Origin of the sequence: Hymenobacter sp. BRD128 (assembly GCF_013256625.1) — a bacterium.
Lineage (GTDB): Bacteria > Bacteroidota > Bacteroidia > Cytophagales > Hymenobacteraceae > Hymenobacter.
Genome location: NZ_CP053908.1, coordinates 55,713 through 80,464, shown reverse-complemented (window position 1 = coordinate 80,464; position 24,752 = coordinate 55,713). Strand labels below are relative to the sequence as shown.

29 protein-coding genes and 1 pseudogene are annotated in these 24,752 nt (G+C 63.2%); 16 read left to right on the top strand and 14 right to left on the bottom strand.

What is annotated here, in order from left to right; genetic code table 11:
* Positions 1-160: 160 nt before the first annotated feature.
* From GKZ68_RS00535 to GKZ68_RS21825, 7 genes are all read left to right on the top strand, one after another.
* A complete protein-coding gene (locus GKZ68_RS00535; RefSeq protein WP_254244105.1) occupies positions 161-919 on the top strand; it encodes an ABC transporter permease in 759 nt (252 codons plus the stop codon).
* Between the two features lie 15 nt (positions 920-934).
* Positions 935-1,711, top strand: coding sequence for an ABC transporter ATP-binding protein (locus GKZ68_RS00530; protein ID WP_173109746.1), 777 nt, complete (start codon positions 935-937; stop codon positions 1,709-1,711).
* Positions 1,712-1,812: 101 nt separating this feature from the next.
* The gene (locus GKZ68_RS00525; RefSeq protein ID WP_173109744.1) at positions 1,813-2,805 is read left to right on the top strand and encodes an MlaD family protein; all 993 of its coding nucleotides are present in this window, start codon (positions 1,813-1,815) and stop codon (positions 2,803-2,805) included.
* Between the two features lie 149 nt (positions 2,806-2,954).
* Positions 2,955-3,308: a thioredoxin gene (locus GKZ68_RS00520; protein WP_217275289.1), complete on the top strand. Its 354-nt coding sequence runs from the start codon at positions 2,955-2,957 to the stop codon at positions 3,306-3,308.
* Between the two features lie 140 nt (positions 3,309-3,448).
* On the top strand, positions 3,449-3,841 hold the full coding sequence (locus GKZ68_RS00515) for a BLUF domain-containing protein (protein WP_173109742.1): 393 nt from the start codon (positions 3,449-3,451) through the stop codon (positions 3,839-3,841).
* Between the two features lie 226 nt (positions 3,842-4,067).
* The gene (locus GKZ68_RS21830) at positions 4,068-4,322 is read left to right on the top strand and encodes a general stress protein (protein ID WP_254244104.1); all 255 of its coding nucleotides are present in this window, start codon (positions 4,068-4,070) and stop codon (positions 4,320-4,322) included.
* 26 nt (positions 4,323-4,348) lie between these two features.
* The gene (locus GKZ68_RS21825; protein ID WP_254244103.1) at positions 4,349-4,567 is read left to right on the top strand and encodes a general stress protein; all 219 of its coding nucleotides are present in this window, start codon (positions 4,349-4,351) and stop codon (positions 4,565-4,567) included.
* A gap of 43 nt (positions 4,568-4,610) precedes the next feature.
* On the opposite strand, the gene GKZ68_RS00505 is transcribed toward GKZ68_RS21825, so the two are convergent.
* The 4 genes from GKZ68_RS00505 to GKZ68_RS00490 form a co-directional block, all read right to left on the bottom strand.
* Positions 4,611-5,519, bottom strand: a complete 909-nt coding sequence (locus tag GKZ68_RS00505) for a nitroreductase (RefSeq protein WP_173109740.1) — start codon at positions 5,517-5,519, stop codon at positions 4,611-4,613.
* Complete coding sequence (locus tag GKZ68_RS00500) at positions 5,507-5,737, bottom strand: hypothetical protein (protein ID WP_173109738.1); 231 nt, start codon at positions 5,735-5,737, stop codon at positions 5,507-5,509. Before GKZ68_RS00500 ends, GKZ68_RS00505 begins: the two co-directional genes overlap by 13 nt.
* A gap of 11 nt (positions 5,738-5,748) precedes the next feature.
* Complete coding sequence (locus GKZ68_RS00495) at positions 5,749-5,955, bottom strand: hypothetical protein (RefSeq protein ID WP_173109736.1); 207 nt, start codon at positions 5,953-5,955, stop codon at positions 5,749-5,751.
* Between the two features lie 84 nt (positions 5,956-6,039).
* Complete coding sequence (locus GKZ68_RS00490; protein ID WP_173109735.1) at positions 6,040-6,351, bottom strand: hypothetical protein; 312 nt, start codon at positions 6,349-6,351, stop codon at positions 6,040-6,042.
* Positions 6,352-6,612: 261 nt separating this feature from the next.
* On the opposite strand from GKZ68_RS00490, the gene GKZ68_RS21820 reads away from it, so the two are divergent.
* A complete protein-coding gene (locus tag GKZ68_RS21820; protein WP_254244102.1) occupies positions 6,613-6,942 on the top strand; it encodes a hypothetical protein in 330 nt (109 codons plus the stop codon).
* A 132-nt stretch (positions 6,943-7,074) separates the two neighbouring features.
* Here the strand turns inward: GKZ68_RS21820 and GKZ68_RS21815 are convergent, their stop codons facing one another.
* The 6 genes and pseudogenes from GKZ68_RS21815 to GKZ68_RS00460 form a co-directional block, all read right to left on the bottom strand.
* Complete coding sequence (locus tag GKZ68_RS21815; RefSeq protein WP_254244307.1) at positions 7,075-7,698, bottom strand: hypothetical protein; 624 nt, start codon at positions 7,696-7,698, stop codon at positions 7,075-7,077.
* A gap of 81 nt (positions 7,699-7,779) precedes the next feature.
* Positions 7,780-9,476, bottom strand: a pseudogene (locus GKZ68_RS00480) (phosphoketolase); the annotation flags it as partial.
* A gap of 8 nt (positions 9,477-9,484) precedes the next feature.
* Positions 9,485-10,741 carry an acetate/propionate family kinase gene (locus GKZ68_RS00475; RefSeq protein ID WP_254244101.1) on the bottom strand — a complete coding sequence of 419 codons (1,257 nt, stop codon included), beginning with the start codon at positions 10,739-10,741 and terminating at the stop codon, positions 9,485-9,487.
* Complete coding sequence (locus GKZ68_RS00470) at positions 10,738-11,034, bottom strand: hypothetical protein (RefSeq protein WP_173109733.1); 297 nt, start codon at positions 11,032-11,034, stop codon at positions 10,738-10,740. The genes GKZ68_RS00475 and GKZ68_RS00470 overlap by 4 nt, the downstream gene beginning before the upstream one ends.
* Before the next feature lie 31 nt (positions 11,035-11,065).
* Positions 11,066-11,548, bottom strand: a complete 483-nt coding sequence (locus GKZ68_RS00465) for an SDR family NAD(P)-dependent oxidoreductase (protein WP_254244100.1) — start codon at positions 11,546-11,548, stop codon at positions 11,066-11,068.
* Positions 11,549-11,991: 443 nt separating this feature from the next.
* Positions 11,992-12,375, bottom strand: a complete 384-nt coding sequence (locus GKZ68_RS00460) for a hypothetical protein (RefSeq protein ID WP_173109731.1) — start codon at positions 12,373-12,375, stop codon at positions 11,992-11,994.
* 645 nt (positions 12,376-13,020) lie between these two features.
* On the opposite strand from GKZ68_RS00460, the gene GKZ68_RS00455 reads away from it, so the two are divergent.
* Entirely contained in the window at positions 13,021-13,836 is an 816-nt protein-coding gene (locus GKZ68_RS00455; protein WP_173109729.1) for a universal stress protein, read from the top strand.
* Positions 13,837-14,091: 255 nt separating this feature from the next.
* Positions 14,092-15,366: a transposase gene (locus GKZ68_RS00450; protein ID WP_302052022.1), complete on the top strand. Its 1,275-nt coding sequence runs from the start codon at positions 14,092-14,094 to the stop codon at positions 15,364-15,366.
* A 182-nt stretch (positions 15,367-15,548) separates the two neighbouring features.
* Here GKZ68_RS00450 and GKZ68_RS00445 read toward each other — a convergent pair whose 3' ends face one another.
* Entirely contained in the window at positions 15,549-16,658 is a 1,110-nt protein-coding gene (locus GKZ68_RS00445; RefSeq protein ID WP_173109725.1) for a Fic family protein, read from the bottom strand.
* Between the two features lie 505 nt (positions 16,659-17,163).
* Here GKZ68_RS00445 and GKZ68_RS00440 point away from each other — a divergent pair.
* The 6 genes from GKZ68_RS00440 (at position 17,164) to GKZ68_RS00415 (ending at position 22,596) form a co-directional block, all read left to right on the top strand.
* A complete protein-coding gene (locus GKZ68_RS00440) occupies positions 17,164-17,562 on the top strand; it encodes a hypothetical protein (protein ID WP_173109723.1) in 399 nt (132 codons plus the stop codon).
* 436 nt (positions 17,563-17,998) lie between these two features.
* The gene (locus tag GKZ68_RS00435; protein ID WP_173109721.1) at positions 17,999-19,633 is read left to right on the top strand and encodes an ATP-binding protein; all 1,635 of its coding nucleotides are present in this window, start codon (positions 17,999-18,001) and stop codon (positions 19,631-19,633) included.
* A 15-nt stretch (positions 19,634-19,648) separates the two neighbouring features.
* A complete protein-coding gene (locus tag GKZ68_RS00430) occupies positions 19,649-20,059 on the top strand; it encodes a response regulator (RefSeq protein ID WP_173109719.1) in 411 nt (136 codons plus the stop codon).
* A 516-nt stretch (positions 20,060-20,575) separates the two neighbouring features.
* Positions 20,576-21,094, top strand: coding sequence for a VIT family protein (locus GKZ68_RS00425; protein WP_173109717.1), 519 nt, complete (start codon positions 20,576-20,578; stop codon positions 21,092-21,094).
* 303 nt (positions 21,095-21,397) lie between these two features.
* Entirely contained in the window at positions 21,398-22,063 is a 666-nt protein-coding gene (locus GKZ68_RS00420) for a DUF1345 domain-containing protein (protein ID WP_173109715.1), read from the top strand.
* 155 nt (positions 22,064-22,218) lie between these two features.
* Complete coding sequence (locus GKZ68_RS00415; RefSeq protein WP_173109713.1) at positions 22,219-22,596, top strand: hypothetical protein; 378 nt, start codon at positions 22,219-22,221, stop codon at positions 22,594-22,596.
* 363 nt (positions 22,597-22,959) lie between these two features.
* On the opposite strand, the gene GKZ68_RS00410 is transcribed toward GKZ68_RS00415, so the two are convergent.
* The 3 genes from GKZ68_RS00410 to GKZ68_RS00400 form a co-directional block, all read right to left on the bottom strand.
* Positions 22,960-23,664 (bottom strand): PD-(D/E)XK nuclease-like domain-containing protein, encoded by a 705-nt coding sequence (locus tag GKZ68_RS00410; RefSeq protein WP_173109711.1) that lies wholly within the window; start codon positions 23,662-23,664, stop codon positions 22,960-22,962.
* 137 nt (positions 23,665-23,801) lie between these two features.
* Positions 23,802-23,942, bottom strand: coding sequence for a hypothetical protein (locus GKZ68_RS21810; protein ID WP_254244099.1), 141 nt, complete (start codon positions 23,940-23,942; stop codon positions 23,802-23,804).
* 55 nt (positions 23,943-23,997) lie between these two features.
* Positions 23,998-24,702 (bottom strand): hypothetical protein, encoded by a 705-nt coding sequence (locus tag GKZ68_RS00400; RefSeq protein ID WP_173109709.1) that lies wholly within the window; start codon positions 24,700-24,702, stop codon positions 23,998-24,000.
* Positions 24,703-24,752: the final 50 nt, after the last annotated feature.

Sequence of the window (24,752 nt, the reverse complement as noted above, 5' to 3'; positions counted from 1 at the left end):
GTAGCGCCAAAGGTCGGCCGTAAGTTACCGGCAAAACCTGATAAAAATCAGCTATTTGAGCTACTACTTGTCATGCCGGGCGGCTAGGTAGTGCCAATACTTTTGCAGCTTCTTTAGTGGATAATTTCGCCGTAAGCAGCCCTACTCCTACGCCCCTTCCGTGTCCGCCACCTCTATGCTCGCCGCCACCGGCACCCTGGCCCGGTTTGCGGGGCGGTTTTTCCGCGAGGGGTTTCGGCCGCGCTACGAAGTGTCGGAGTTTCTGTACCAATGCTACGTCGTGGGGTATCAGTCGCTGCCGCTGGTGGGTATCACGGGCTTTATTATGGGGCTGGTGCTCACGCTGCGGCTGCGGCCCACGATGGTGCAGTTCGGCGCCGAGTCGTGGATTCCGGTGATGGTGGGCCTCACCATCATTCAGGAGCTAAGCCCCATCATCACGGGCCTGATGGTGGCCGGCAAGGTAGGCTCCAACATCGGGGCCGAGCTCAGCTCGATGCGCGTAACCGAGCAGATTGACGCCATGGACGTATCGGGCACTAACCCCTTCAAGTACCTAGTAGTCACGCGGGTGCTGGCCACTACGCTCATGGTGCCGGTGCTCACGCTGCTCTCCGATGCCATCGGGCTGCTGTCGGCCTTCGTGGGGGTTAATATGCAGGGCTCGACCTCGCTGGCGCTGTTTATCAACCACATTCTGGGCCGCCTCACCTACGGCCAGGTGCTACCGGCAGTCATTAAAACCTTCTTTTTCGGCTTTGCCATCGGCCTCATCAGCTGCTACAAAGGCTACTACGCCAGCAACGACACGGCCGGCGTGGGCCGCGCCGCCAACTCGGCCGTGGTGGCCGGCTCGCTGGCCGTATTTCTGCTCGACCTGGTGGCCGTGCTGGTCAGCACGGCGTTTGGGCTTATTTAAACAGCCTCTCAACCCATGCTCCCTACCCCTGCTCTAGCCCCCGCGCCTACCCCACCCGCCGGGGCCGAGCCTGTGCTAGCGGTGGCCGGCGTGAGCCTGGCGTTTGGCAGCAACCACGTGCTGCACGACTTTTCGCTCACGCTGAATCGGGGCGAGAACATCGTGGTGCTGGGTAAGTCGGGCGCGGGCAAGTCGGTGCTTATCAAGTGCGTTATTGGCTTGCTGCGGCCCGATGCGGGCACCATCACGGTGCTGGGCCAGGACGTGGGCACCCTCGACCACGCCGGCCTCGACCGGCTGCGCACCCGGCTAGGCTTCCTTTTTCAAAGCAACGCGCTCTACGACTCGATGACGGTGCGCGAAAACCTGCTTTTCCCGCTGCGGCGGCAGTGGCTCACCCACACCCCGGCCCAGGAAACGGAGCTGGTGCAGCAAGCCCTAGCCGACGTGGGCCTGGCCGACACCGCCGGGCTGCTGCCGGCCGCCCTCTCGGGCGGCATGCGCAAGCGCATCGCACTGGCCCGCACGCTCATTCTGCGGCCCGACATCATTCTCTACGATGAGCCCACCACCGGCCTCGACCCCATTACGGGCCGCGAAATCGACCACCTCATCCGGGCCGTGCAAGCCAAGTACAATACCTCGGCCCTCATTATTTCGCACGACCTGGCCTGCGTGCGCCTCACCGCCGACCGCGTGGCCCTGCTCGCCGAGGGCCGCTGCTACGCCGAAGGCACGTTTGCCGAAGTGAGCGCGAATGCGGACCCGAAGGTGCACGACTTTTTTGTTTGATTATGAACTGCTTATTGCTAAAAAAGAACGGTCATGCTCATCTGGTATCCGCTTAAAACGGACTGCCTTTTTAAATAAAAACTGCCTTCCCTACCCCCGTCATGCCCCAAAACTCCCCTGGTAATACCGTGCGTCTCGGCCTGTTTATGGTGCTGGGCGTGGGCTTTCTGCTGGCGATGCTCTACCTCATGGGCCGGCAGCAAAGCCTGTTCGGGCGCAGCCTGGTGGTGCAGGCCGATTTCCGCAACGTGGCGGGCCTGCTCACTGGCAACAGCGTGCGGCTAGGGGGTATTGCGGTGGGCAACGTCAAGGAAATTAAGCTGCTGAACGACAGCACGGTGCGCGTAGCCATGAGCCTCAACAAAGACGCCCAGGCGTTTGTGCGCCAAAACGCGGTGGCCTCGGTGGGCACCGATGGGCTGGTGGGCAACACCATTATCAACCTCACGGCGCAGGCCGCCCCGGCCCCGCCCGTGGAGCCGGGCGATGTGCTGCGCACCAAAGCCCCGCTAGGCCTCGATGCGATGCTGGGCACCCTCGACATCTCCAACAAGAACCTGGTCGTCATCACGCAGCGCCTGCGCCAGATGGCTACCAAGCTCGACACCAGCGCCATCTGGCAGCTCCTGAGCGACAAGCAGCTGCCGGCTAACGTGCGCCAAAGCCTGGGCCACGTAGCTGCCGCCAGCACCCAGCTGCAGCGCGCCGCCGCCGATGCGGCGCTGCTCACGCAGGGCGTGCGCCAGGGCCGGGGCCCACTAGGCTACCTTTTCACGAACAAGCAGTTGCCGGCCCAGCTGGGGCACGCCGGCCGGCAGCTGGCCCGCACCACCGATACGCTGGCCGCCACTGTGGCGGGTCTCCGGCAGCAGGTGCTGGCTGGCCAGGGCCCCGCCCACACGCTGCTGGCCGATACGGCCGCCGCCCGGCAGGTGCGCCAGAGCCTGCACAACGTGGAGCAGAGCACGGCCAGCTTCAGCCAGAGCATGACGGCCCTACAACACAATTTCCTGCTGCGCGGCTATTTTAAGAAGCAGGCCCGAAAAAAAATGCAGGCTACCACCGATTCGGTGGCCCGCCTTGGGCGCTTGTAGGAAGCTGCTTGTATGAAGCTGTGGTTAACTTTAATTCGATTAGTATGATACATATCAGCTACTTATACCCGCATACGCATGTTGGCAGCCGGGGAAAGGCAGTAGTTTTACCACTGTTTAGGTTCTCTGCTATTTGCCGCCTATCCCTTATGCACTCACCTACCCCTGCGTCAACTTCCCAGCAGCCCGCCGAGGCGGCGGTACTGCTGGTGCTGCTGCCGCCCGTGGGCACGGCCCAGCCAGTGCGGGCGGCTACGCTGACGGCCCTAAAGGCGCTGCAAGCGCAGCTGGGGCCAGCCATCCGGGTGCTTACGGTGGATGAGGGCACCAACCCGGTGGTGGTGCACAGCTTCCCTCCCCTCGATTTGCCGGCCTTCGTGCTGGTGCGGCAAGGCGTCGAGCTGTGGCGGCAGCAGGGCCTGCCCGAAGGCGAGTTCATCGTGGCCCAGCTGCTGGACAAGCTCGCGGTGCCTCCTGCTCGGGCGGGGGCCGGCAGCTGCTAGGGGGTATTCACTTAAAAACGGCTTGATACTCAACTTATCAGCGTAACTTACCTATTCCTAAGCGCCACTTGCTAAGCGCTGCCTGGGCCGGCCTGGCCACCGGCCCCTTTTGGTGGGCTCTCCTTCACGCTGCTGCCGCTATGGGCCTCTATCACTTATTTTACCACAGCCAGGCGCGGCTGCCCTTCGACCAGGCTGCCCTTACGGCCCTGCTGCACCAGGCCCGCGCCTTTAACCGCGAGCACCGCCTCTCGGGCCTGCTGCTGCACACGCCCGACGACCGCTTTTTTCAGATTCTGGAGGGCGAAGAAACCGTGGTGCGGGCCTTGTACTACGACCACATCGTGGCCGACCCGCGCCACCAGCACTGCCGCCTGCTAGGGCCGGGGCCTGCGACGAGCGCAGCTTTGCCGACTGGAACATGGGCTTCCGGGTGGCCAACGCCCAGGAGCTGCGCGCGCTACTGGCCGCCGCCACGCCCCATACGCTGGTGCTGTTTGCCCCGCAGCCCCGCGTGCGCCCCCAGCTGCTGAAGCTGCTGCTGGACTTTGTGGCCAACCACGAGGTTAAGCTCACCCATTCCTTATAAGAAGCTGTTGGATAGCCGATTACTAAGAACTGTAAATCATCAGCTGTTAGCCTGACTTCCGTCATGGGAGGCCTGCCAAGGAGCGCGTACTCTTGTAGTGCTACCCCCGCACCGAGCCCGCTGGGCCGGGCGGGGCGCACTTCTTCACGCACACCCAGCCTTCCTTTCTGATGAATAATGACCCCGTACTATCGGCCCTCTACGATACCCACGCGCAAGCCGAGCAGGCCGTTAAGAAGCTGCAAGCCAGCGGCTACAACCTGCAAAATCTCTCGATTGTGGGCCAGGAATACCACACCGAAGAAAAGGTAGTGGGCTACTACAACCTCGGCGACCGGATGCTGAGCTGGGGCAGCACCGGCGCGTTTTGGGGCGGCATCTGGAGCCTGCTGTTCGGCTCCGCCTTTTTCCTGGTGCCGGGGTAGGGCCGCTGCTCATTGCCGGGCCGCTGGTGGCCGCGCTGGTGGTGGTCCTTGAGGGCGCGGTGGCGGGCGGCACAATTAGCGCGCTGGCCGGGGCGCTGGCCAGCATTGGCATTTCCGAAAACAGCGTGCTCGACTACGAGACGGAAATCAAGGCCGGCAAATTTCTGCTCCTCGCCCACGGCACGGCCGCCGAGGTAGCCAGGGCCCGTGAAATCCTGGGCGTGGGCGCGCTTGCCACAGCGTAGCCCCCTGGTGAGGACCTGGGCCGACCGCTGGCGCCCGCTATTCTCAGGTGCGCACAAACCACTCGACGGGGCGGCGCGGGCTCACGGGAGCGTCGTAGCTCTCCACGTAGCCCAGGCGCAGCACGAATTGCACCGGCGCGCCCAAACCCAGATACTGGCCCAGGCCGGCGGGGCCGGGCGCTTCTTCGAGCACCTGCGTCATGGGATGAATACCGATATTCAAAGCCTTGGCCCGCAGCCAAATGCGCGCCAGCCGGCGGCCGGCCGCCAACAGCGCGGGCACCGACTCGCCGGGGCTGGTGAGCACGAGCCAGCCGCCGTGGGTGGCTAGCTGGCCGGTTATTTTGGCTAGCCCGCGGGCCCGAAAATCGGGCGTTAGCACGCGGGCACTGTCGTAGAAATGCCGCACCAGCCAGCCGGCGGGCCCCTCGATGCCCATGCCGGCGGCCGTAAGGCCGTCGCGGTGGCGCAGCACGGCGGCGGCATCCCAGCGCACCCAGTGGGCCAGCTCGCACTGGGCGGGGTCGCGGGCGGTTTGGTGCTGGTTGGCGGCCAGCGTGGCGGCCGTGAGGTCGCGGCCCGGCCCCGAGGCGGGAGCCAGAAAACGGCAGTGCGCAGCTTCGCCGCCGGTCAGCTGCTGCACATCGGCGGGCTGAATAGGCACGGGCGAAAAATCGGTGCGCAGCGTGCGCCGGCCCAGCAGCCCCGTGAGGTCAGGGTAAGCGGGGCCGGGCCGGCGCTCGAGCCGCACCTCCAGCACGTCGGCCGCCTGCCGGGTAGTGGCCCGCACCCGCCAGCGGCACTGGTAGCCAAAGTGAGCGGCGGCATACTCCAAACACTGCGCAAAGGCCCCCAGCGACAGCATGGTTTCGCGCTGGGTGGGGTCTACCACCGGCAGCCAGCCGCGCGGGTCGTTGCCGATAACCCAGTGGTAGGGCCCTAGCAGGCGCACGGTCCAGGGCTGGGTATTGTGGCCGCTCGGGCCAGCGAGGCCAGGTACAAAATTCGGCGCGCATCGGCGGGCAGCTGCGCCGGGGCCGGCGGGCGCGCGGGCGCCTCGGCCCGCCGCTGGGCCGAGCTGGCGGCGGCCTGGTCCCAGGCGTAGTAGCCCAGCAGACCAGTGCCGGTGGCGGCCACGGCGGCCACCGGCAAAAAATGGCGGCGGTTCATTCCCATGCGGCCTACAGCTCGGTTTGCTCGTGGCTGAGGTCGTAGACGTTGCCGCCGGCGGCTCGGTAGTCGGGCGCGGGCGGCGCATCGGCGGCGGCTGGTTGGCCGTAGTCGCCGTAGGCGGGCGTGCCTTCGTGGGCTTTCATGGCCAGCTCGGGGCTAGCGGGCCGGTCGGCAGCGGGCAAGGGGGTAGGCGCCGGCAAGGGTTTCTTTTTCATGCTAAAAGCTAAAAGGAAGTAAAAAGCTGAAAAGGACTAAGCGGCTGAGTAGGAGCACAAACAGGGCCGGCTGGAAGCCGGTGGTCAGGTCATGGGCAACGGCGGGCAGCAGGTCGCCACGGTGGCAGGCGTGCGCAGCCCGGTGGCCTGCCGGTGCAGGGCGGCCGTGGTGTCGACTTCGGTGGCTAACTCGGCCTGGCGGTAGCGCTCGCCCACTAGTTTACACGGGTCGAAAAGCGCGGCGCGGCGCACGTGCAGCAGTACCACCTTGCCGTGCAGGGCCTGGCCTAGGGTATCGGCGTAGCGCTCGGCGTGGCGGGCCGCTGGGCAAAAACCGACAAAAACAACGAGATAAGGGCCATCATCGGGGAAAGTGAGGAATAGACTGCCGGCCAATGCCTTAGCCTGATGCGCCCGGTTTACCCGGCTATCAGCGCGGCCAGAGACTAGCCAAGGGTACTCGGGAGTCTTTTCAAAACGCTGGTTCTACACTACCCAAAATTCGGCGCCACTTAGCCAGCAAAACCTGACGAACGTCAGACGCCGGCCTGACAGACGTCAGGGCCGGCCGGCCGGCCGCGACGGAACCTTTGCGAAACCCCAGCCGGCGCCGCAGCTGGCTGGCGGCTCATTCATCCCACCTTTAGCTCACTCCCCATGACGCCCGAATCGCCTAAAAACAAAACCGGTAAAGTATTGCTCACCGTCCTGGCCGGCGCCGGCGTAGGTGCCCTCGCCGGGGTCCTGCTCTATTCACAAAAAGGTATCGAGCGCCGCCGCAAATTCCGCAACCTGCGCGTCGACCACCGCCTGCGCCTACGTGGCGACTGGAACCAGCTCAAGGACAAGCTGCAACAAGCCTATACCCAGCTCACCGACGAAGACCTGACCTACGTGGAAGGCAAAGGTCACGAACTGGTGGGCCGCCTGCAAGCCAAGCTAGGCAAGCGCAAGCGCCAAATCGTCAAGCTATTGAATACCCTGTAAAACGTGGTAGCACTCTGCTTTTCGCCGCCTTATAGCATCCTGCGCTAAGCTCTCCGCACGAAGCGCCTCACCAGATTTCCTTTGGGAAACCTGGTGAGGCACTTTATTTTGGGCGAGTGGCGGTGGCCGCTGCTAGGCCGGCCACCGCCACTCCCGCACCTCGGGCATATCCTCGCCGTGGGTGGTGATATATTGGCGATGCTCCACCAGCTTATCTTTCAGATGCTGTTTGAGATACGCGCCTTTATTGCCGAGCTGGGGCACGCGGTCAAGCACGTCCATCGCCAGGTGGAAGCGGTCCATTTCATTGAGCACCGTCATGTCGAAAGCCGTCGTGATGGTGCCTTCTTCCTTGTAGCCACGCACGTGCAGGTGCTGGTTGTTGGCGCGATTATACGTGAGGCGGTGCACCAGCCAGGGGTAGCCGTGGAAGGCGAAAATTACCGGTTTGTCGCGGGTAAAGAGCGCGTCGTAGTCGGCGTCGGCCAGGCCATGCGGGTGCTCGGTGTGGCGCTGGAGCTTGAGCAAATCGACCACGTTCACAACCCGGATTTTCAGCTCCGGCAAATGCTCGCGCAGCAGGCTGGCGGCGGCCAGGGTTTCGAGGGTGGGCACGTCGCCGCAGCAGGCCAGCACGGCGTCGGGCTCCTGGCCGGCGTCGGTGCTGGCCCAGGGCCAGAGGCCGATGCCCTCGGCGCAGTGCGTGCGGGCGGCGTCGAAGGCTAGCCACTGCGGGGCGAGGTGCTTGCCGGCCACAATGACGTTCACGTAATGGCGGCTGCGCAGGCAGTGGTCCAGCACCGAGAGCAGGCAGTTGGCATCGGGCGGCAAGTACACCCGCACCACGCTGGCTTTCTTGTTGAGTACGTGGTCGATAAAGCCGGGGTCCTGGTGGGTGAAGCCGTTGTGGTCCTGCCGCCACACGGTGCTGGTGAGCAAGTAGTTGAGCGAGGCCAGGTTGCGCCGCCAGGGAATTTCAAGCGTCATTTTCAGCCACTTGGCGTGCTGGTTGAACATCGAATCGACGATGTGCACGAATGCCTCGTAGCTGTTGAACAAGCCGTGGCGGCCGGTGAGCAAATAGCCTTCGAGCCAGCCCTGGCACTGGTGCTCGCTCAGCATTTCCAGCACCCCGCCGCTGGGGCCAGGAACTCGTCGTTGCCTTCTACGGCGGCATCCCATTGCCGGTTAGTGACCTCAAATACCGCGTCAAGCTTGTTGGACAGCGTTTCGTCGGGGCCAAAAACGCGGAAGGTGCGCGGGGCAGCGTTCAGCCGCAGCACGTCGCGCAAAAACTTACCTACCGTGCCCGTGTCGCTAGCTTCCACCGCACCCGGCGCTGGCACGGCCACGGCATAGTCGCCGTAGTCGGGCAGGTGCAGGTCGTGGAGCAGTAGGCCGCCGTTGGCGTGGGGGTTGGCGCCCATGCGGCGGTCGCCGCGCGGGGCCAGCTCGGCCAACTCAGGCCGCAGGCGGCCAGTCTCGTCAAATAATTCCTCGGGCTTATAGCTTCTGAGCCAGGCTTCCAGCTCCGCCAAGTGCTCGGGCGGCGAGGTAGCCGATACGGCCAGTGGCACCTGGTGGGCGCGGAAGGTGCCCTCATTAGGCTGGCCATCAACTTGCTTGGGGCCCGTCCAGCCCTTGGGCGAGCGCAGCACAATGAGCGGCCAGCGGGGCCGCGTCAGGTCGCCGTGCGCGCGGGCGCGCTGCTGAATCTGGTGGATGTCGCAGATTACCTCCTCCAGCGCGGCGGCCATGGCCTGGTGCATCAGCTCCGGCTCGTGGCCTTCCACGTAGTAAGGCGTCCAGCCGTAGCCGCGCAGCAATTGGTCGAGTTCCTCGTGGGTGATGCGGGCCAGCACCGTGGGGTTGGAAATCTTGTAGCCGTTGAGGTGCAGAATGGGCAGCACCGCGCCATCGGTGGCGGGATTCAGAAATTTGTTGGAGTGCCAGGCGGTGGCCAGCGGGCCAGTTTCGGCCTCGCCGTCGCCAATTACGCAGGCCACTAGCAGCTCGGGGTTATCGAACACGGCCCCGAAGGCGTGGCTGAGCGAGTAGCCCAGCTCGCCGCCCTCGTGGATGGAGCCCGGCGTTTGGGGCCCCGCGTGGCTGGAGATGCCGCCGGGGTACGAAAACTGCGTAAACAGCCGTTTCAGGCCAATTTCGTCCTGGCTGATATTGGGGTACACCTCGCTGTACGTGCCTTCCAGGTAGGTACCCGCCACCACCGCCGGCCCGCCGTGGCCAGGGCCCGAAAGGTAAATCATGCTCAGGTCGCGCCGCTTGATAATGCGGTTGAGGTGGGTGTAGATGAAGTTCTGGCCCGGTGTGGTACCCCAGTGCCCCAGCAGCATTTTTTTGACGTGCGCCAGTTGCAGCGGCTCGCGCAATAAGGGGTTGTCGCACAGGTATATCTGGCCCACCGAGAGGTAGTTGGCGGCCCGCCAGTAGGCGTCGAGGCGCTGGAGCACTTCGGGGGCTAGCGGCGTGGTAGCGGGCCGGGCGATAGGTGGAGCGAGGAGGGTAGCTGGCATTATGGTAGTCAATTTATACTGCTGATTAATACTTCTTTACTTTCTTCTTCTACGGGAATCTCCCCCAGCACCCGGCCCACGGTTTGGGCAATAATCTGCTCCTCATCGGTCGGGATGACGTACACCATCACCCGGCTGGCGACGCTGGAAATCACGCCCGCGTGAACCGCGTTCCGGGCCTCATCCAGCTCCAGGCCCAGAAACCCTAGCCCCTGGCAGATGCGGGCGCGCACCTCGGCCGCGTGCTCGCCGATGCCGCCCGAGAACACGAGCGTATCGAGCCCGCCCAGCACCGCCGCAAACGAGCCGACCCACTTGCGGGCCTGGTAGCAAAACAGCGCCACGGCTTCGGCCGCCCGCTCGTCGGTGGCTTGCGCGGCCAGCAAATCGCGCATATCGGCGCTGGTTTCCGATATGCCGAGCAGGCCCGATTCGTGGTTGAGGAGGTGGTTGAGCTGCTTCGGCGTCAGGCCATCGGCTTGCAGCAGGTAGCTCACCACGCCGGGGTCGAGGTCGCCGGGGCGGGTGCCCATCACCAGGCCAGCGGCCGGCGTGAAGCCCATGCTCGTATCCTGGCACTGGCCCCCTAGCACGGCGGCCAGGCTGGCCCCACTGCCCAGGTGCGCCAGAATAACGCGGCCCCGCGTGGCCGCTAGCCCCGCCCGGCGGCCCAACTCGGCCAATAAGTAGGTGTACGACAGCCCGTGAAACCCATAGCGGCGCAGGCCCCGGGCCGCGTAGCGACGCGGCAGCGGCAGCTGCCGGGCCACCAGAGGCATAGCGCGGTGAAACGCCGTATCAAAGCACGCCACTTGCAGCAGCTGCGGGTGGCGGGCCTGGAAGGCCTCGATGAGCGCAATTTCGCCGGGCAGGTGGTCGGGGTCGTAGGCAGTAAGCTGCCGCAAATCGGCCAGCAGCGCGGGCGTAATCACCTCCGGCGCCTGGTGGGCGGGGCCGCCGTGCACCACCCGGTGCCCCACGGCTTGCACGGTGGGGAAAGCCGGCTGCCGCGCCAGCCAATCGAGCAGAAACCGGATGGCGGCGGGCTGGTCGGCGGCGTCCACCGGTTGGCTGCTGGGCTGGCCGGGGGCCGGGCCGGGCACCGTGAGGCAGGTGCCGGGCCGGCCGATGCGCTCGAGCTGGCCGGCTAGCCCCCGCTGCGGCTCACTGCCCGCTGCGCCCAGCGCATACACGGCAAACTTGATGCTCGACGAGCCGCCGTTGATGGTCAGCACCACTTGGTGGGCCCCCAGCCAGTGTATCACGCGGCCACCGCGCCAACTCGCCGCAGGTGAGCCGGCGCGGCGGCAGGCGAAGCGAGTAATTCGTGCAGCTTCAGCACCAGGCTCTGCACCGAGGCTTTGGTGGCCCGGCGCTGCTGCTTGGCGCGGGCACGCTGCTCTTTGGCCAGCAGGCGGGCGAAGTTTTTGGCCAGCTTTTTTACGCTGCCCGCCACCTTGCGGTGCATCTGCTGGGTGTGCTTTTCGGTGAGGCCTCTCAGGTTAGCTTCCAGGCTATCGGTCAGCTCCAGCGTGAGTTCGCGTTCGGCAATTTTCATGGGGATAGGGAAAAGTGGGTGAAAAAACTGCTTAGCGCGCCAGGTAGCCCCCCTCAACGGGGTAGTAGGCACCCGTCACAAACGAAGCTTTGTCGGAGCTAGCTCGGCTTCGGCCGAAAACGCCCCTGGCAGCGGCCTGTCGATGTAGCCCGGCCCCACGGCGGCGGATGCCCTGGGCGGCGTATCCCTGGGCGGCCGTTTGGGTAAGGTCGATAAGGCCGTGCTTGGCCGTGACGTAGCCCGCCGGCGTGGGCGTGCCCACCTGTCCCAGAATGGACGACATATTGATAATGGCGCCCCGGCCCTGCTTCAGCATCACTTCCAGCCCGTATTTGAGGCAGAAAAAGACGCTGTTGAGGTTCACGTTGATAATGTGCTGCCACCCTTCGAGCGAGTAGTCGGCCGGCAGGCTCAGCTCGCCCGTGATGCCGGCGTTGTTGCGGGCCACGTCCAGCGTGCTAAACACGGCCACGGCTTCCTGCACCAGTTGGCGGCACTGGGCGGGGTCGCCCATGTCAGCCTTGAAGAAGTGGGCCCTGGGCTTGGTCGATATCCGATACCATCACGTGGGCGCCGTACTGGCCGTAGCGCAGCACCACCGCCCGGTCAATACCCGCGGCCGCACCGGTAATCAAAGTTTTTTTCTTGCAAATTACTGTTCATCAAGCATATGTGTTACGCAGCACCAGCACCAGGTGGCGCTGCCCGGCCCCGCTATGGGCAGGCAATAAGCTGAGCTTAAAGGTCTGGGCCGGGGCCGCGCGCTACCCTGACAATAATTGCTTGACTAGATGATTTTTGTCAGGGTGGTAAGGCGTTGTTCACGGCGAAGGCTTCGGCCGCGTAAGCGGCCAGGGCCACTTGGTCGCAGTCGAGCCAGGTAGCGCTGGCGCCCATGGGGTAGCGCGGCCGTTTTCGGCCAGCCCCGGGAGTTTCGCCAAGGGCGGCCGCCCTCGGCTAATGGAGGCGGAGGCGAGGTATTTTTTGGCCGTTGGCCGTGAGCGTGATGGTGCGGCTGAACGCAGTTTCGCAGGTGGCCATTTCGTAGGTAAGGTCCCTAGTGCGAGCATTGGTCACCTCGATGGCGCGACAGATGGTGCGGGTGGGATAGTACGTGGTCAGGGTGTGCTGAATGGGAAGCGAGAGCGCACTGAGCGCCATATCCTGGCCCGTGGCTTCCACATCGCCGTTGCTGCTGAACCGCACCAGCCGGTGGGCCTGACTTTGGGTATAGCTGGCCTGATACCAGTCCTGATATCTGCGCCACGTCACCTGCCGAGCCAGCGGATACTGCTGGAACATCGCCCCGTAAGCCAGCGGCGGCACGTTTTCTACGGCCATGGCCTGCGCATGCACACCCTGGCCCGATAGCAGAATCGCCCAAGCTAGCCAAAGCAGACTCGCGGCCGCGCAGCTAGTGACCTTTCCGGTGCTACAGGCTACCGGTTGGTGCGGTGGCGCTACTTCCGGCGCCGGCCCTACCACGGCAGGGCCCACCGCATGGGCGAGGTTGGCCAACGAGATTTTAAGGCAATAAAGCATACGTGACAGGAAAAACAGGCACCCAAAAGTAGCGGCCCCTACCCCCGCCATTGTATGACAATACTCATTCCTGGTGGGTAACCTTTGTCAAGGGCCGCGTCTACCGCCCAGAGCAGCGGGCTGGACCTGGCCTCAAGTGCTAAAGGCGGGCAGAGCAGCGGCAGCCCTGTTCGCGAACGCCTCGCGGGCTGGAAAGCCCTAGCACTTGTTCATCAGCATGTTATCGCAAGTAAGAAGCTCGACAAAAGTAGTATCACGGAGCGGACTGCGGGCAATCTACTGAAAATCAACACAGAATCAAACTTATAACACAGCGTGACTCCGGTCGCTACGAGGCCGGAGCCATGACAAAAATCAGGTAAGAAGCTGACGGTTGGCAGCCCAGGCAACGGCCAGTGCTCGGTTCTTTACCGTTCAGTTTTACCCTATCCCTTTCTTTGTCTCATGGCGCTCTCGCTGCTTGTGCTAACCGATTTTTTTCAACCTGCCGACCACGCCCTAGCCTACGCCGATACCCTAGCCGGGGCCATTGGCGCGCAGCTGGTGCTGCTGCACGTGCGCCGCGATTCGGCGCTCGACCCCGAGTATCTCAGCGGCCGGGTCGATACCTTGAGCCAGGAAGTAATAGACCTGGCCCTGGCCAGCGTGACCCGGCAGCTAGCAACCCCCGTGGTGGCCGAAGTAGGGCACGGCCAGGTGGCCCAGGCGGTGGCCGCTGCCAGTAGTCACCACCAGCCGGCCTTGGTGGTGCTCGGCCACCGCAACACCGACAGTATGCCCGACGAGTTGGTATCGACAGCCGCGCTCGATATATTGCGGACTGCACCACAGCCCATGCTGGTGGTGCCGGAGGCCGCCGCGCTTACTGTGCCGCGCCGCCTGCTACTGGCCCTCGACGCCGAGCTTTTCAGCCTGGGCGGACACACGGGCTTGGTGCGGCATTTGTTTGATACGCTGGCTGCCGAGCTAACCGTGCTGCACGTAGCCCCCAATAAAGTCGATGCCAAGTCGGGAATGGCCGCCGCCATCGAGGCTATCGAGCGCACCGGGCTAGCCCTGGATTTAGGGTATGGGCTTCAGACACGCTGCCTAGTGCACGCCACGCCAGCCGGCGGCATCCTGGCGGCTACCGGCGAGTTTGATGCGGTTGTGCTGGTAGCGCGCCCGCGCAGCTTTCTAGGCGCGCTCTTTCACCGCAGCGTGACGGCACACGTGCTGCTGCACAGCCCGATACCAGTGCTGGTACTGCCGGCCCTGTAAATACCTTAGTTCACTAATTTGGCAACTGCGAGGCTATCTCTAATGAGCTGGTTTTCGATTTTTTTGAAAGAATGCTCAGTGCCTTATAGCTACTGGACCACTTGAGCGCATCAAAAATGTAGGGCAACTGCTATTACCAACCTATTTGCTTCGCCGGAGAAGTTGCAAGCATCGGGGCTGACCATGTCCCACCTAACTGCCGGTCCGTGACTGCCCCACACTTTTTGATGCGCTCTCTATGAGTAGACCCCTACCCTGTATAGCCACACGGGCCAGCCCTCGCTCGACCCGGTCGTGTTCTTCAAGCTTGTGCTGGTGGGCCGCCTGGAAAACATTGCCAGTTACCGCCGCCTCGTCGAGCACTACAGCCTGCGGCTCTGTGTTCTGTACTTTTTGGGCTACGAAGCCGACGAAGACTTGCCCTGGCACTCGACGATTAGTCGCACGCGCCAGCTTTACCCAGCCACTATTTTTGAGCACCTCTTCGACCACGTATTCGCCCAGTGCGTCGCCGCCGGGTTAGTGGCAGGCGACACTCAAGCCATGGATTCAGTCCCCGTCAAAGCTCGTGCTTCCCTCAACAGCCTGCGCTCTAAACAACCGCCTCTTGCGCCACCTACGCACCTAGCCAGTCAGCCAAGTACGCCGCTAGCTCCCGTGCACCACAGCCAGACGGCACCCGCCCACCAGCTGCACCGCGAAGCCGCCCGCCAAGCCAAGCGCCGCACCGAGGCGGGGAGCCTGGGCGCGCAGCATGCGAAAGCCAAGCTACTGAGTAATAAGACCCACTACAGCCCCACTGACCCCGAGGCCCGCATCTTCGTGAAGCCCGGTAAGGTCCGGGCTCTGAACCTACCTCTACAGTTTGGGGTGGACACGGCCGCGGGCGTTATTAGCCACATCCAAGCCGATTTCGCGGACGGCCGCGATAGTGCGCACTTGCCCGCCCTGGTTCAAGGGTTACGCGCTAGGTTCACGGCCAACGACTTAACGCTACGGGAGCTGGTGGCCGATACGGGCTACTCCACGGGCTTCAACTACGCGTTGTTGGAGCACTGCCACATCAAGCCGTGGATTCCTGCTTTTGGGGCCTACAAGCCGGAAGTGACAGGTTTTACCTACGCCCCCGCCCAGGATACGTACGGCTGCCCTGCAGGCAAGCTGCTGCGGTTTCGCGCTTACCGGGTGACGGAAGACGGCAATTGGTCTAAGCTTTACCGGGCTACCTACCAGGATTGCCAGCGGTGTCCGTTGCGCGCGACCTGTGTATCGGGAGCGCAGTACAAACAACTGATTGGCTCGGCTTTTGATGCGGTCTATCGCCGGGCCGGGCATTGGCAGCGCGCACGGGCTAGGCAGCGCATGCGCCGCGTCCGCCAGCGCACGGTTGAACCCGTCTTCAGTCACTTGCTGCACCAGTATGGCCAACGGCGCGTCGGTACCAAGGGCCAAGCAGCAGCCCACAAAGCCATGCTGCTCAGTGCCATTCCCTATAATCTCAGAAAGCTGCTCCGGCACCAACCAAAATAGCCCGCTAGCGTAGTTATCGCGCTGGCCACCGAAACAAGGGCGCTGCACGCCTCATTTTAGTACTCGGTTGGCCAGTCCGAAGCTTCTGCGAGTCAGCTTTCTAGCTAGGAGCATACCCAGCCTGAGTTCTGCAACAGCCACGCTCGTTTCTAAAACGTCTTTGCTGCCAAAAGCCTCCTTCGCTACTCCAGCGCTCCGACGGCCAAGCGGTAGCTCGTACTACGTCCGCCAGCCGCTTCTTTAACTAAGATACGCTGGTCCAGCAGGGCTTGTATGTCGCGGGTCGCCGTGTCCTGGGAGCATTTGGCAATCGTCGCCCACTTAGACGAGGTAAGCTTCCCTTGGAAGCCGTCGAGCAACTGGTTAAGCACGCGTTGCTGCCGCGCATTGAATGGGAACGCGGCGTGCTGCTCCCAAAACCGTGCTTTCGTGAGCACGTTAGCGAGCGTCTGCTCGGTGGCCTGCAAGGAGCGGCTCAGGCAGGTGAGAAACCAGTTTAGCCAAGTCGTAATATCGAGGTCCCCTTTTTGAGCGGCTTCCAACTGGGCATAGTAGGCATTGCGCTCCAGCCGCATCTGGGCCGAGAGACTATAGAAGCGCTGGGCCGAGGCATCGGCACGGGCGAGCTGCAGCTCCGTAAGGGCACGGGCTACGCGGCCATTGCCATCTTCGAAGGGGTGAATGGTGACAAACCAGAGGTGGGCAATGCCGGCTTTGAGCACGGCATCCAGAGGCGCGTTCGAGTTGAACCACTCAAGAAACTGCGTCATCTCCGCGGCTACCTGTTCCGCGGCGGGCGCTTCGAAGTGGACCTGCTCACGCCCCAGCGCACCCGAAACGACCTGCATCGGGCCCTTGGCGCCCGTGCGCCAGGTGCCAACCTGGATGCGCTGCAAGCTGCTACGACCCGCCGGGAACAATGCCGCCTGCCAGCTGCATAAGCGCTCGGCCGTGAGGGGCTGTGCAAAACCTTGGGTCGCATCAAGCAGCATGTCGACCACGCCCTCGACCCGGCGCTCCGCTGGCACTAGGCCGGCTACGTCCAGGCCCAAGCGGCGCGCCAGCGAGGAGCGTACTTGCTCGGTAGGCAGAAGCTCCCCCTCAATTTCGCTGGATTTGAGAGCTTCGAGCGTGAGCGTTTGCAGTAAAGCTTCCGCCTGCAGTGAAAAGCCCAGCGCCTCCATGTGGCCCAGCACCCGTCCTTGTTGGTGGCGAACCGCGCCCAGGAGCGGTTCTAAGCGTTCATGCTGCCATGTAAAGGCTGGCCAGGTAGGCTGCTGATGAATATACACACTAATCTCCGCTTAATATGCGGCGAATATAACACCTATTCTCCGCACGCCCTGTTTGTCGCACTTTTCAGCTCTTCGTAGCTATTGCCGAACTCGCACACTCGTCCAAGAAGTGGTCGCAGCTAGTACAGAAGCCTGCAAAAAGCAGCCATAGCCCCAGTTTCTAGGCCTAATTTAACCGCTCAAGCTCTCGTGCGAGGCATTAGACCGAGTTCTGCAACAGCCACTGCACATTTCGGGGCCGGCCTATTTAGGCAGCTGGCCTGGTTTGCTGGGCGTAAGTCACGGGTCGTAGCGAGGAACTGGAACGCGGGAGGCGTCGTCATTCCTAAGCGCTTACCCTTGCTACCCTTACGAAGAAAACTGCGCGCTCATCTTCCCCGCAACGCCCCCTCGTTAACGCGCAACGCGTAGCTTTAGCCCTGCTTAGCTACTGGCGCAGACTCGGTCAGGGTCAGCTCGTCTTTGGTTGGGTAAACGTGTTCTCACCACTTGAAGCTGATATATGAAGCCGCGCCCTGCTACTGCCCACTCGCGGGCTAGCCAACGCCTCTTTCGCTGGGGGCTGGTCGGCGTACTGGTCGCCTTTACTGCCTTCGAGGAACTCCACCTGCGGCCCCAGTTGCGCCACCACCACCTCACCCGCTTTGGCCAGGTTTTGGCCGACTCGCTGCCTAACTTTATCGCACCCCTGCTCTTGGTTGCCCTCTACATAACCCTGTTTCAGAAGCAGACGCGGCCGGAGATAACCCGGGCGTGTGGGAGTGCCGTGGCCGGCCTGGTGCTCTACGAGTTTGCGCAACGCTGGATGGCGAACCGGGTCTTCGACGTACAGGATATCGTCGCCACGCTGCTCGGCGGGCTGGTGGCCTGGGTAGTCTTACAGGTGGGGTGCCCCACGTAGACGAAGCTCACTAGGAGCGTTTCGCTGCTAGTGCGGACGCTTTGCCTGAGATTGGCTAGGCAAGGCAAACAGCGGGGGAGGATAGTTTCGGCTCGAATGCTATTGCTGAGCTCGGTCGAGGCCCTCATGGGAAGCCACTGGCAACCAAATTGGGCCTGTATACTAGCAATAAAGCTGCATTAGCCGCGACCGCTTCTCGAATGAGATTGATAGTTCTGCAACAGCTATAGCACCTTTCAGAAGCCAACTAGCTGTCCACACACTTTGGTGTATCTAACCGCATAGCCTCACGCGACCACTTCCTCTCAAAGGGGACAGTCAGAACCAGCATTGCGCAACTTGGGCCGAAGCCAGTCAGCGAAACCTTGCTGGCTCCAACTATGCGCACAAGCTAGCCATTATAAGTAGTTTCGCCTAGCTTTTCCGTTCCTACACTATGTCTTTAATTGCGCCCGCCAACGACCTATTCGAGGCCTTTTTTGACCTCTCGGCCCTGGGCGGTATTCTGTTCCGACCCGTGCAGGATGCCGCAGGCGAACTAATCGATTTGGCGTATGAGCGCCTCAATCCGGCCGCCCAGCAGATGCTGGCCTTGCCCGAGTGCCCCGCCGAAACCTTTCTGACCCTTTACCCGCACGCGCTGACTACGGGCATCTTTGCGTTCTACCGCGAAGCCTTTCGGACGGGCGAGGTGCGGCGCGGCGAGTTTAATTACCAATACGACGGGCTGGATAACTACTTTCACCTAGCGGCCCGACGCGTGGGCGAACGCTTGTTGGTCAGCTTCACCGACACCAGCGAACAGCCCCGCAGTGCCGTAGAACTGGCTTTACGGGAAAGCCAGGCCGCCGAGCAGGCCGCCCGGACGGAAGCGGAGCGCCAGCGCGGCGAACTGGAGCGCGTCTTTGAGCAGGCCCCGTTGGCCATCGCCGTGTATCGCGGGCCGACCTATACCATTGAGTTGGCTAACCCCACAGTGGCCCGCCTCTGGGGCCGCACCCGTGCGCAGCTGCTGGGGAAGGGGCTGTTTGAAGCCCTGCCCGAAGTGGCGGGCCTCGGCTACGAGGAACTACTCGACGGCGTGATGGCCACCGGCGTGCCCCACGTGGCCCACGCAATGGAGGCCCAACACGACCGCAATGGTCACCGCGAAACCGTATACTGGGACTTTGTGTACGTGCCCATGTACGCTGCCGACGGCCGCATCGAGGGAGCGATGGTGGTCGCCACCGAGGTAACCGAGCAGGTACTGGCCCGCCGCCAGGTGGAGCAGCTAAATGCGGCCCTGGAAACGCGCGTGCAGCAGCGGACGGAGGAATTGGCCGCCCTTAACCAAGAATTGATTGCCACGAATCAGGAATTACAGCAGAGCAACCGCCAGCTCACGCGCACCAATGTGGATTTAGATACGTTCGTCTACACGGCCTCGCACGACCTGAAAGCACCCATTACCAACATCGAAAGCATTGTGCAGGCCCTGCGTGATACGCTGTCCCCTGGCGTGCAACAGGACGAGGTGGTGGCGCACCTGCTAGGCCTGCTCGACACGACGGTGGCCCGCTTTCAGGGCACCATCACCCAGCTTACCGATATTTCTCGGCTGCAGCTAGCGCACGCCGGGCCCACCGAGCCGGTCATCCTAGCCCCGGTAGTCGAGCAGGTGCGCCTGGACCTGGCCCCCGCGCTGGCGGCCGCCGCCACGCAGCTCACCATCGCGGTGGCCCCGGACCTGGTGCTGTCCTTCTCGCCGGCTAACCTGCGCAGCGTCGTCTACAACCTGCTCAGCAATGCCGTCAAGTACCGCGCCCCGGACCGCCCCTCGCACGTGCAGGTGCGGGCCGCGCAGCAGGGCTGCGCAATTGTGCTCACGGTACAAGACAATGGCCTGGGAATGAGTGAAGTGCAGCAGCGCCAGCTCTTTGGCTTGTTTCAGCGCCTGCACACCCACGTCGAGGGCACGGGCGTGGGCCTCTACATTACCAAGCGCCTCATCGAGAATGTAGGCGGCACCATCCAGGTACAGAGTCAGCCCAATGTAGGAACCACCTTCACCGTTACGTTACCTGTTTAAGTACGCCCTTACGCTATGCCCCCCCTAACCAGTGTGCTGTTAGTCGATGACGACCCCACCACCAACTACCTCAATAAGCTGCTGCTGACCCGCATGGGCGTGGCCCAGCAGGTGCTGGTGGCCGAGAACGGCGAGCAGGCCCTACGCACGCTCGAGCAGACCTGCAGCGCCCCGCCGACGCCGGCATGTCCCCGGCTCATTTTGCTGGATATGAACATGCCCGTGCTCAATGGGCTGGCCTTTCTCGAAGCCTACGTGCAGCTGCCGTTGGCTCCTCAGCAAGCTCTTGTCATTGTCATGCTCACCACCTCGCTGCACCCCGTGGACCTCGCCCGCATCGAGCAGTTACCCATTGCGGGCTTTCTTAGCAAGCCCCTGACGCAGGAAAAGGTTAACGCGCTGTTGCAGCGGCATTTCGCCAAGTGAATACCGGTAAAGGGGGTGTTAGTAAACAACTAGGGCAAACCCTCCGCTTCAGGCGCACTGTTGCCTCATTTTTACGTTTAGTGTACTGTCTGACAACATATTATTCGGTACGTGGGCAAAAAGATAGGCTGAACGTTCGTTTTCGCTATTCTGCTTCGATGGCGTTAAGGGACGTGTAAAACAATCGTCTCACACTACTCTTATTGCGTTTTGTGCCTTAGCAGTAGCATTTAAACTAACTGGCCGCCAAGTCGGAGAGTTGGCCCTAGTTGTTCACTAACGCCCCCATAACGGCGGCGAGGCTTTCCCGACTCCCTCATCAACGGACGAGTTCGCCGCCCCGCGGTTTGGTTGTGACCGGTCAGCGGGCGTGGTAGTCGCCGCCGGGGGCTGGTAACGCTACGCGGGGGAGCACGTACAGGGCAGCGGCAGCCCCCATTGCCCCGGCTGCCCCGCTGTTGCCGCCCGGCTCCCGGTCCGCCTAGCCGGGCCAGCGACCCGCCCCTTTTCCTGCTTATGACGCCGACGCTCGACCCCACTCCGACTGCTCCTTCCGACGAAGCTACCTTTGTGCTGCAAAAAGTGCAGCCCGCCCTGCTCGGGCTCATGGACGGCTCGGTCTCCACCTTGGCCCCCCTCTTTGCCGCCGCCGGGCTCACGCATTCGCCCCACGCCGCTTTTTTCGTGGGGCTGGCCGCCTCCGTGGGGGCCGGCATTAGTATGGGGCTCGCCGAAGCGCTCTCCGACGACGGGGCCGTGACGGGGCGGGGCAATCCGTGGGCGCGGGGTCTGATTACGGGCGGGGCCACGACGGCCGGCGGGATGTTGCACACGCTGCCCTTTCTGCTCACCAACCTGGCCCTGGCCTTGCAGGTGGCCTACGTGGTGGTGGGTAGCGAGCTGCTGCTGATTGCCTACATCCGGTACCGCTTTATGAAAACGCCGCTGGCCAGCACCATCTTCCAGGTGATTGTGGGCGGCGGCATCGTCTTCGCCCTCGGCGTGTGGCTGGGCCGGTTCGGGGCGGCGGGGTAGACAGGCAACCTAACCAGGCCGCACGTGGTATCGGCAGGCAGCAGCAGCCCCAACAAGGCGCGGAATGACTGGGGCAGGATAGCGTCGGCCGGCTACCCCTTGCCTGTATAAAGCGAGCGTTTGCTCCGGCACGCGCAACTTGCGCGGCCAAACAGCCCATCGACTCCTCCCGGCCTGTTGCGCTCCCCGGCGGCTCTGGCCCCTGGGGAACCCACTGGCCGGCGTCGCGCCCCTTTTATGCGTCCGTTACCCTCCTCCCCGCCGGCCAGTGTCTCCGCCTCTGCGGCCCCACGCGCGCGGTCCTTGCACCGGGTCCTCGCCTCGCCGGCCCTGCACCGCTTTGGGGGGGCCATAGCCCTCGGGGCCGGGTGCGCCTGGCTGGCTCCGGCCGACTTTCGGCCCGCTACCCGTGGGGTCGTGGCCTGGGACGGGTTTTGCCTCAGTATCCTGGTCCTGACCTGGGCCACCATTTTCACGGCCGACGCCGCCTACCTGCGCCGCGTGGCCACCCGCCAGGACCCGGGCCGGACCGCCACGTTCGGGGCCGTCGTGCTGGCCGCCACCGCGAGCCTGTTGGCCGTGGCCCTGCTGCTGCACGGGCTCAAAGAACTGCCCCACCGCGAGCAACTCGAGCAAGTGGCCGTATCGGTGGTGGCCGTGTTGGGGGCCTGGTTCCTGTTGCACACGCTCTTTACCCTGCGCTACGCCCACGCCTACTTTAGCCCGGACCCCGGGGCCGAGCCGGGAGCCGCGCCGCGCGGCGGCCTGGCCTTTGCCGGGGCCGCCCCGACCACGTACTGGGACTTCGCCTACTACGCCTTCACCATCGGCATGACGGCCCAGACCTCGGACACCGGGGTAACCTCTCTGCAAATGCGCCAGCTCACCCTGGCCCACGGGCTGCTGTCCTTCGGCTTCAACACCGCCGTCATCGCCCTGGGCGTCAATGTCGTCTCCAGTATCCTGTAACGCACAGCGCCGGACAAATCTGGTGCTACGCACGCACGGAGCGGGGCTACTTACCCCAGGCCGGCTGCGCTAATTGTGGGTGGGAACAGGACTGGTCCAACTGCCACTCACTACCCGCCGCCACGGGCGCTTTGCTCGAAAAAGAGGTATCTGCCATGCCCGCGTCTTCCCCCCGCCGTCTTCGCCAGGCCGACCACGCGGCCGTCACCGCGCGTTGGCACCTTGGCCAGTCCATCGCGACAATAGCGGTCAAGCTAGCCTGCTCGCCCTACCAAGTACGGCGGGTGCTGGTCCAGTATGATTTGCTCGCCAGGCCAGCGGCCCCGCGCGTGCTGCCTGCGGCCCAGGTCGCGCTCATCGCCCAGTTTCAGGCCAGTCCGCTCTCTGTTGTGGCCGTGGCCAAGCGCCTGGGCGTGGATTGGCGCCGCGTCAGCCACGAACTGCGGGGCCTCAAGCTAATGAGCCCGCGGCGGCTCGTCCAGCTGGCGCGCGTGCTAACGCAGGCGAATACGCCTAAAACGCAGACGTCGTAATTGACTTGACCTCCTCCCATTTACTGGACCGACCAGAAGTAGCGCATCAGGCGTTCTTGACCTGTTCCGATTTTCTAGACCGCTTGAAAGTAGAACATCAGGCGTTCTGAATTACTACTTGATTTACAGCCAGTAAAGCTAATCAGCAGCATAGCAGCGAGTAGAATTTGCTTCATACCCAAAACTACTACCAAAACTGACGCCCAGGCGCTTTATAGAGAAATAGATGCAGCGAAAGCTCTGCCCTAGCTAGCAGGGCTTTTCATTCTCTTTCCTAGGCCCAACTTCTTTCCAGTTCACCCTACTACGGGCCATACTAAATCGGCCTACCTAGCCCGACCTTACTTGTAAGAGTGGAGTAAGTCAGCTTATTAACTGTGCTGATAAGGTGCTGGCTTGCTTGGCGTAACATAGAAGAAGCTTCCGGTACTTCTTGCGGCCTAGCGCAATTTGCTCGGCTGTCAACTCATGTACCCATACGGCGGGCATCTGGTCTTTAGCTCCGCTGACCCTACGGGTGAGGAACTTCTTTTGCACGGCGATGAGCACAACGCGGTGGGCGCCCAACACGTCGGCGTACAGCGCGCCCTGGCGGTCATAGCCGTATTTTTCAACAGTGTCGAGAAATTGGGACAGGTCGCGGCAGCTGGTGGTTTTGAAGTCTACGAGGGTGCGGCGGCGCTTCTTGGGGCTGTCAATTAGCAAATCGGGGCGCACCTTCACTACTAGGCCGGTGGCCTCGTGGGTAGCGGTGTAACTCTGTTCGGGCTGGCCCCGGTACAAGACGTGGCGGGGGTAGCGGCGGCGCCGGATGGCGGCGGCCAGCGCGGCGGCCTGCTGGCGTTGGCGGTGGTCGAGGACGTCCTCGGGATTGGTTGGGGTGAACAGGTGCGGCTCGAGGGTGGCGCTGTGGAAGTAGGAGCCGAAAGCGAAAGCGGCGGCGCACTCGCGGGCGGGGCGGCCCAGCAGCTCATCAGCCAAGCGGCTGAGGTCGGTGTTACTGACGAAGGGCAGGGCGCGGTGCTGGGCCTGGGTGATGCCGGGATGGGGCTGGAGGTTGGTGAACATCTTTTCAATTATCAATTAACAGTTATCCGCTACTGATAGCGGTCTAGGAGGCAGGCCAGGCGCTGCGGGTCGACGGTGCGGTGCAGCCAGATGTGGGAGCCGCCGCAGCCTACTTCATAAGCCAGGGGCGGGAAGAGCTAGCGCACGGCGGGGACCAGGTCGCGCAGGTCAGGCAGCGGGGCGGTGGTGGCGATGAGCTGGGCTAGCTGGGTGAGGCGGGCGGCCTCAGCCTCGTCGTGGGCGGTCTGCTCCTGGCGGAACTCGGGGAGTTGCAGCATGGGACTAACGGTAAAAAGTGGCCCCTCCCCTGCTGGTGGGTCAGGGGCCGGTGGGTTACTCGGTGACTGCGGCGGTTTCGGCGGTGGTGAGCTGCTTGGCAGCCCGCTGCTCAGGGAACTGGTAGCCCTCGGGGATGCGGTAGCCGTTGACCAGGCGCATATCGGCCATGCCCGTCAGCGTTTCCTCGCGGTAGAGGTCGAAATCTTCGGCAAACTCCTGGCGGGCCTGCACCTCGGCCGGGTCGGCGGGCTGGTAGCTGAACTCGGCAATGAAGTAGGTGGCGGGCTTGCCTTCCTTCTCCGTTTGCTTCTTGACGGGGGTAACGGTCAGCTCCACGTCGGTCAGCTTGAGGTCGTCGTAGAACAGGCTGGCGTTGAGCTTTTGCAGGTTCTCGACGCTGTAGCCGTGGAAAAGCACCGCGCATACGGCCCCGGTCTTGTCGATAAAAAACAGCTCGGCCCACACCTTGCGGCCCATGCTCAGGATGTTGTCGGAGAAGATGCGCAGGGCAACGGGAATGAATGTCAGCGACTTGCCCAGCACCTCCTGCCCGTTCAGGTTGAAGACGCCGGCTTTAAGGTCGGCGCGAATCTGGCGGGGGTGGCCGGGTAAGTACTTGAAGCGGCTGGTTTCGACTACTTCGCCGGTGGCCTCATCGACCGAGGCAGTGAGGTAGGCGCGGCTGGCGGTGAGCGTATCAGTAGCGGCCGGAGCGGTGTTAGCGGCTAGGACGTTTGGGGTGGTTTGCTTGGTTGCCATAGGGGGCGGAGGTTGGGGAATGAAAAAAGTGGGGCCAGTTGTCGGCCGGC

What these genes read in the sequence shown, in the direction of transcription:
- GKZ68_RS00410 (WP_173109711.1), bottom strand. Translation starts at nt 23,664, where the DNA reads ATGTTCACCAACCTCCAGCCCCATCCCGGCATCACCCAGGCCCAGCAC.
- GKZ68_RS00530 (WP_173109746.1), top strand. Translation starts at nt 935, where the DNA reads ATGCTCCCTACCCCTGCTCTAGCCCCCGCGCCTACCCCACCCGCCGGG.
- GKZ68_RS21810 (WP_254244099.1), bottom strand. Translation starts at nt 23,942, where the DNA reads ATGCTGCAACTCCCCGAGTTCCGCCAGGAGCAGACCGCCCACGACGAG.
- GKZ68_RS00430 (WP_173109719.1), top strand. Translation starts at nt 19,649, where the DNA reads ATGCCCCCCCTAACCAGTGTGCTGTTAGTCGATGACGACCCCACCACC.
- GKZ68_RS00440 (WP_173109723.1), top strand. Translation starts at nt 17,164, where the DNA reads ATGAAGCCGCGCCCTGCTACTGCCCACTCGCGGGCTAGCCAACGCCTC.
- GKZ68_RS00425 (WP_173109717.1), top strand. Translation starts at nt 20,576, where the DNA reads ATGACGCCGACGCTCGACCCCACTCCGACTGCTCCTTCCGACGAAGCT.
- GKZ68_RS00515 (WP_173109742.1), top strand. Translation starts at nt 3,449, where the DNA reads ATGGGCCTCTATCACTTATTTTACCACAGCCAGGCGCGGCTGCCCTTC.
- GKZ68_RS00465 (WP_254244100.1), bottom strand. Translation starts at nt 11,548, where the DNA reads ATGGGCGACCCCGCCCAGTGCCGCCAACTGGTGCAGGAAGCCGTGGCC.
- GKZ68_RS00470 (WP_173109733.1), bottom strand. Translation starts at nt 11,034, where the DNA reads ATGAAAATTGCCGAACGCGAACTCACGCTGGAGCTGACCGATAGCCTG.
- GKZ68_RS00415 (WP_173109713.1), top strand. Translation starts at nt 22,219, where the DNA reads ATGCCCGCGTCTTCCCCCCGCCGTCTTCGCCAGGCCGACCACGCGGCC.
- GKZ68_RS21830 (WP_254244104.1), top strand. Translation starts at nt 4,068, where the DNA reads ATGAATAATGACCCCGTACTATCGGCCCTCTACGATACCCACGCGCAA.
- GKZ68_RS00520 (WP_217275289.1), top strand. Translation starts at nt 2,955, where the DNA reads ATGCACTCACCTACCCCTGCGTCAACTTCCCAGCAGCCCGCCGAGGCG.
- GKZ68_RS00435 (WP_173109721.1), top strand. Translation starts at nt 17,999, where the DNA reads ATGTCTTTAATTGCGCCCGCCAACGACCTATTCGAGGCCTTTTTTGAC.
- GKZ68_RS21820 (WP_254244102.1), top strand. Translation starts at nt 6,613, where the DNA reads ATGACGCCCGAATCGCCTAAAAACAAAACCGGTAAAGTATTGCTCACC.
- GKZ68_RS00460 (WP_173109731.1), bottom strand. Translation starts at nt 12,375, where the DNA reads ATGGCCGTAGAAAACGTGCCGCCGCTGGCTTACGGGGCGATGTTCCAG.
- GKZ68_RS00400 (WP_173109709.1), bottom strand. Translation starts at nt 24,702, where the DNA reads ATGGCAACCAAGCAAACCACCCCAAACGTCCTAGCCGCTAACACCGCT.
- GKZ68_RS00495 (WP_173109736.1), bottom strand. Translation starts at nt 5,955, where the DNA reads ATGAAAAAGAAACCCTTGCCGGCGCCTACCCCCTTGCCCGCTGCCGAC.
- GKZ68_RS00455 (WP_173109729.1), top strand. Translation starts at nt 13,021, where the DNA reads ATGGCGCTCTCGCTGCTTGTGCTAACCGATTTTTTTCAACCTGCCGAC.
- GKZ68_RS00500 (WP_173109738.1), bottom strand. Translation starts at nt 5,737, where the DNA reads ATGAACCGCCGCCATTTTTTGCCGGTGGCCGCCGTGGCCGCCACCGGC.
- GKZ68_RS00525 (WP_173109744.1), top strand. Translation starts at nt 1,813, where the DNA reads ATGCCCCAAAACTCCCCTGGTAATACCGTGCGTCTCGGCCTGTTTATG.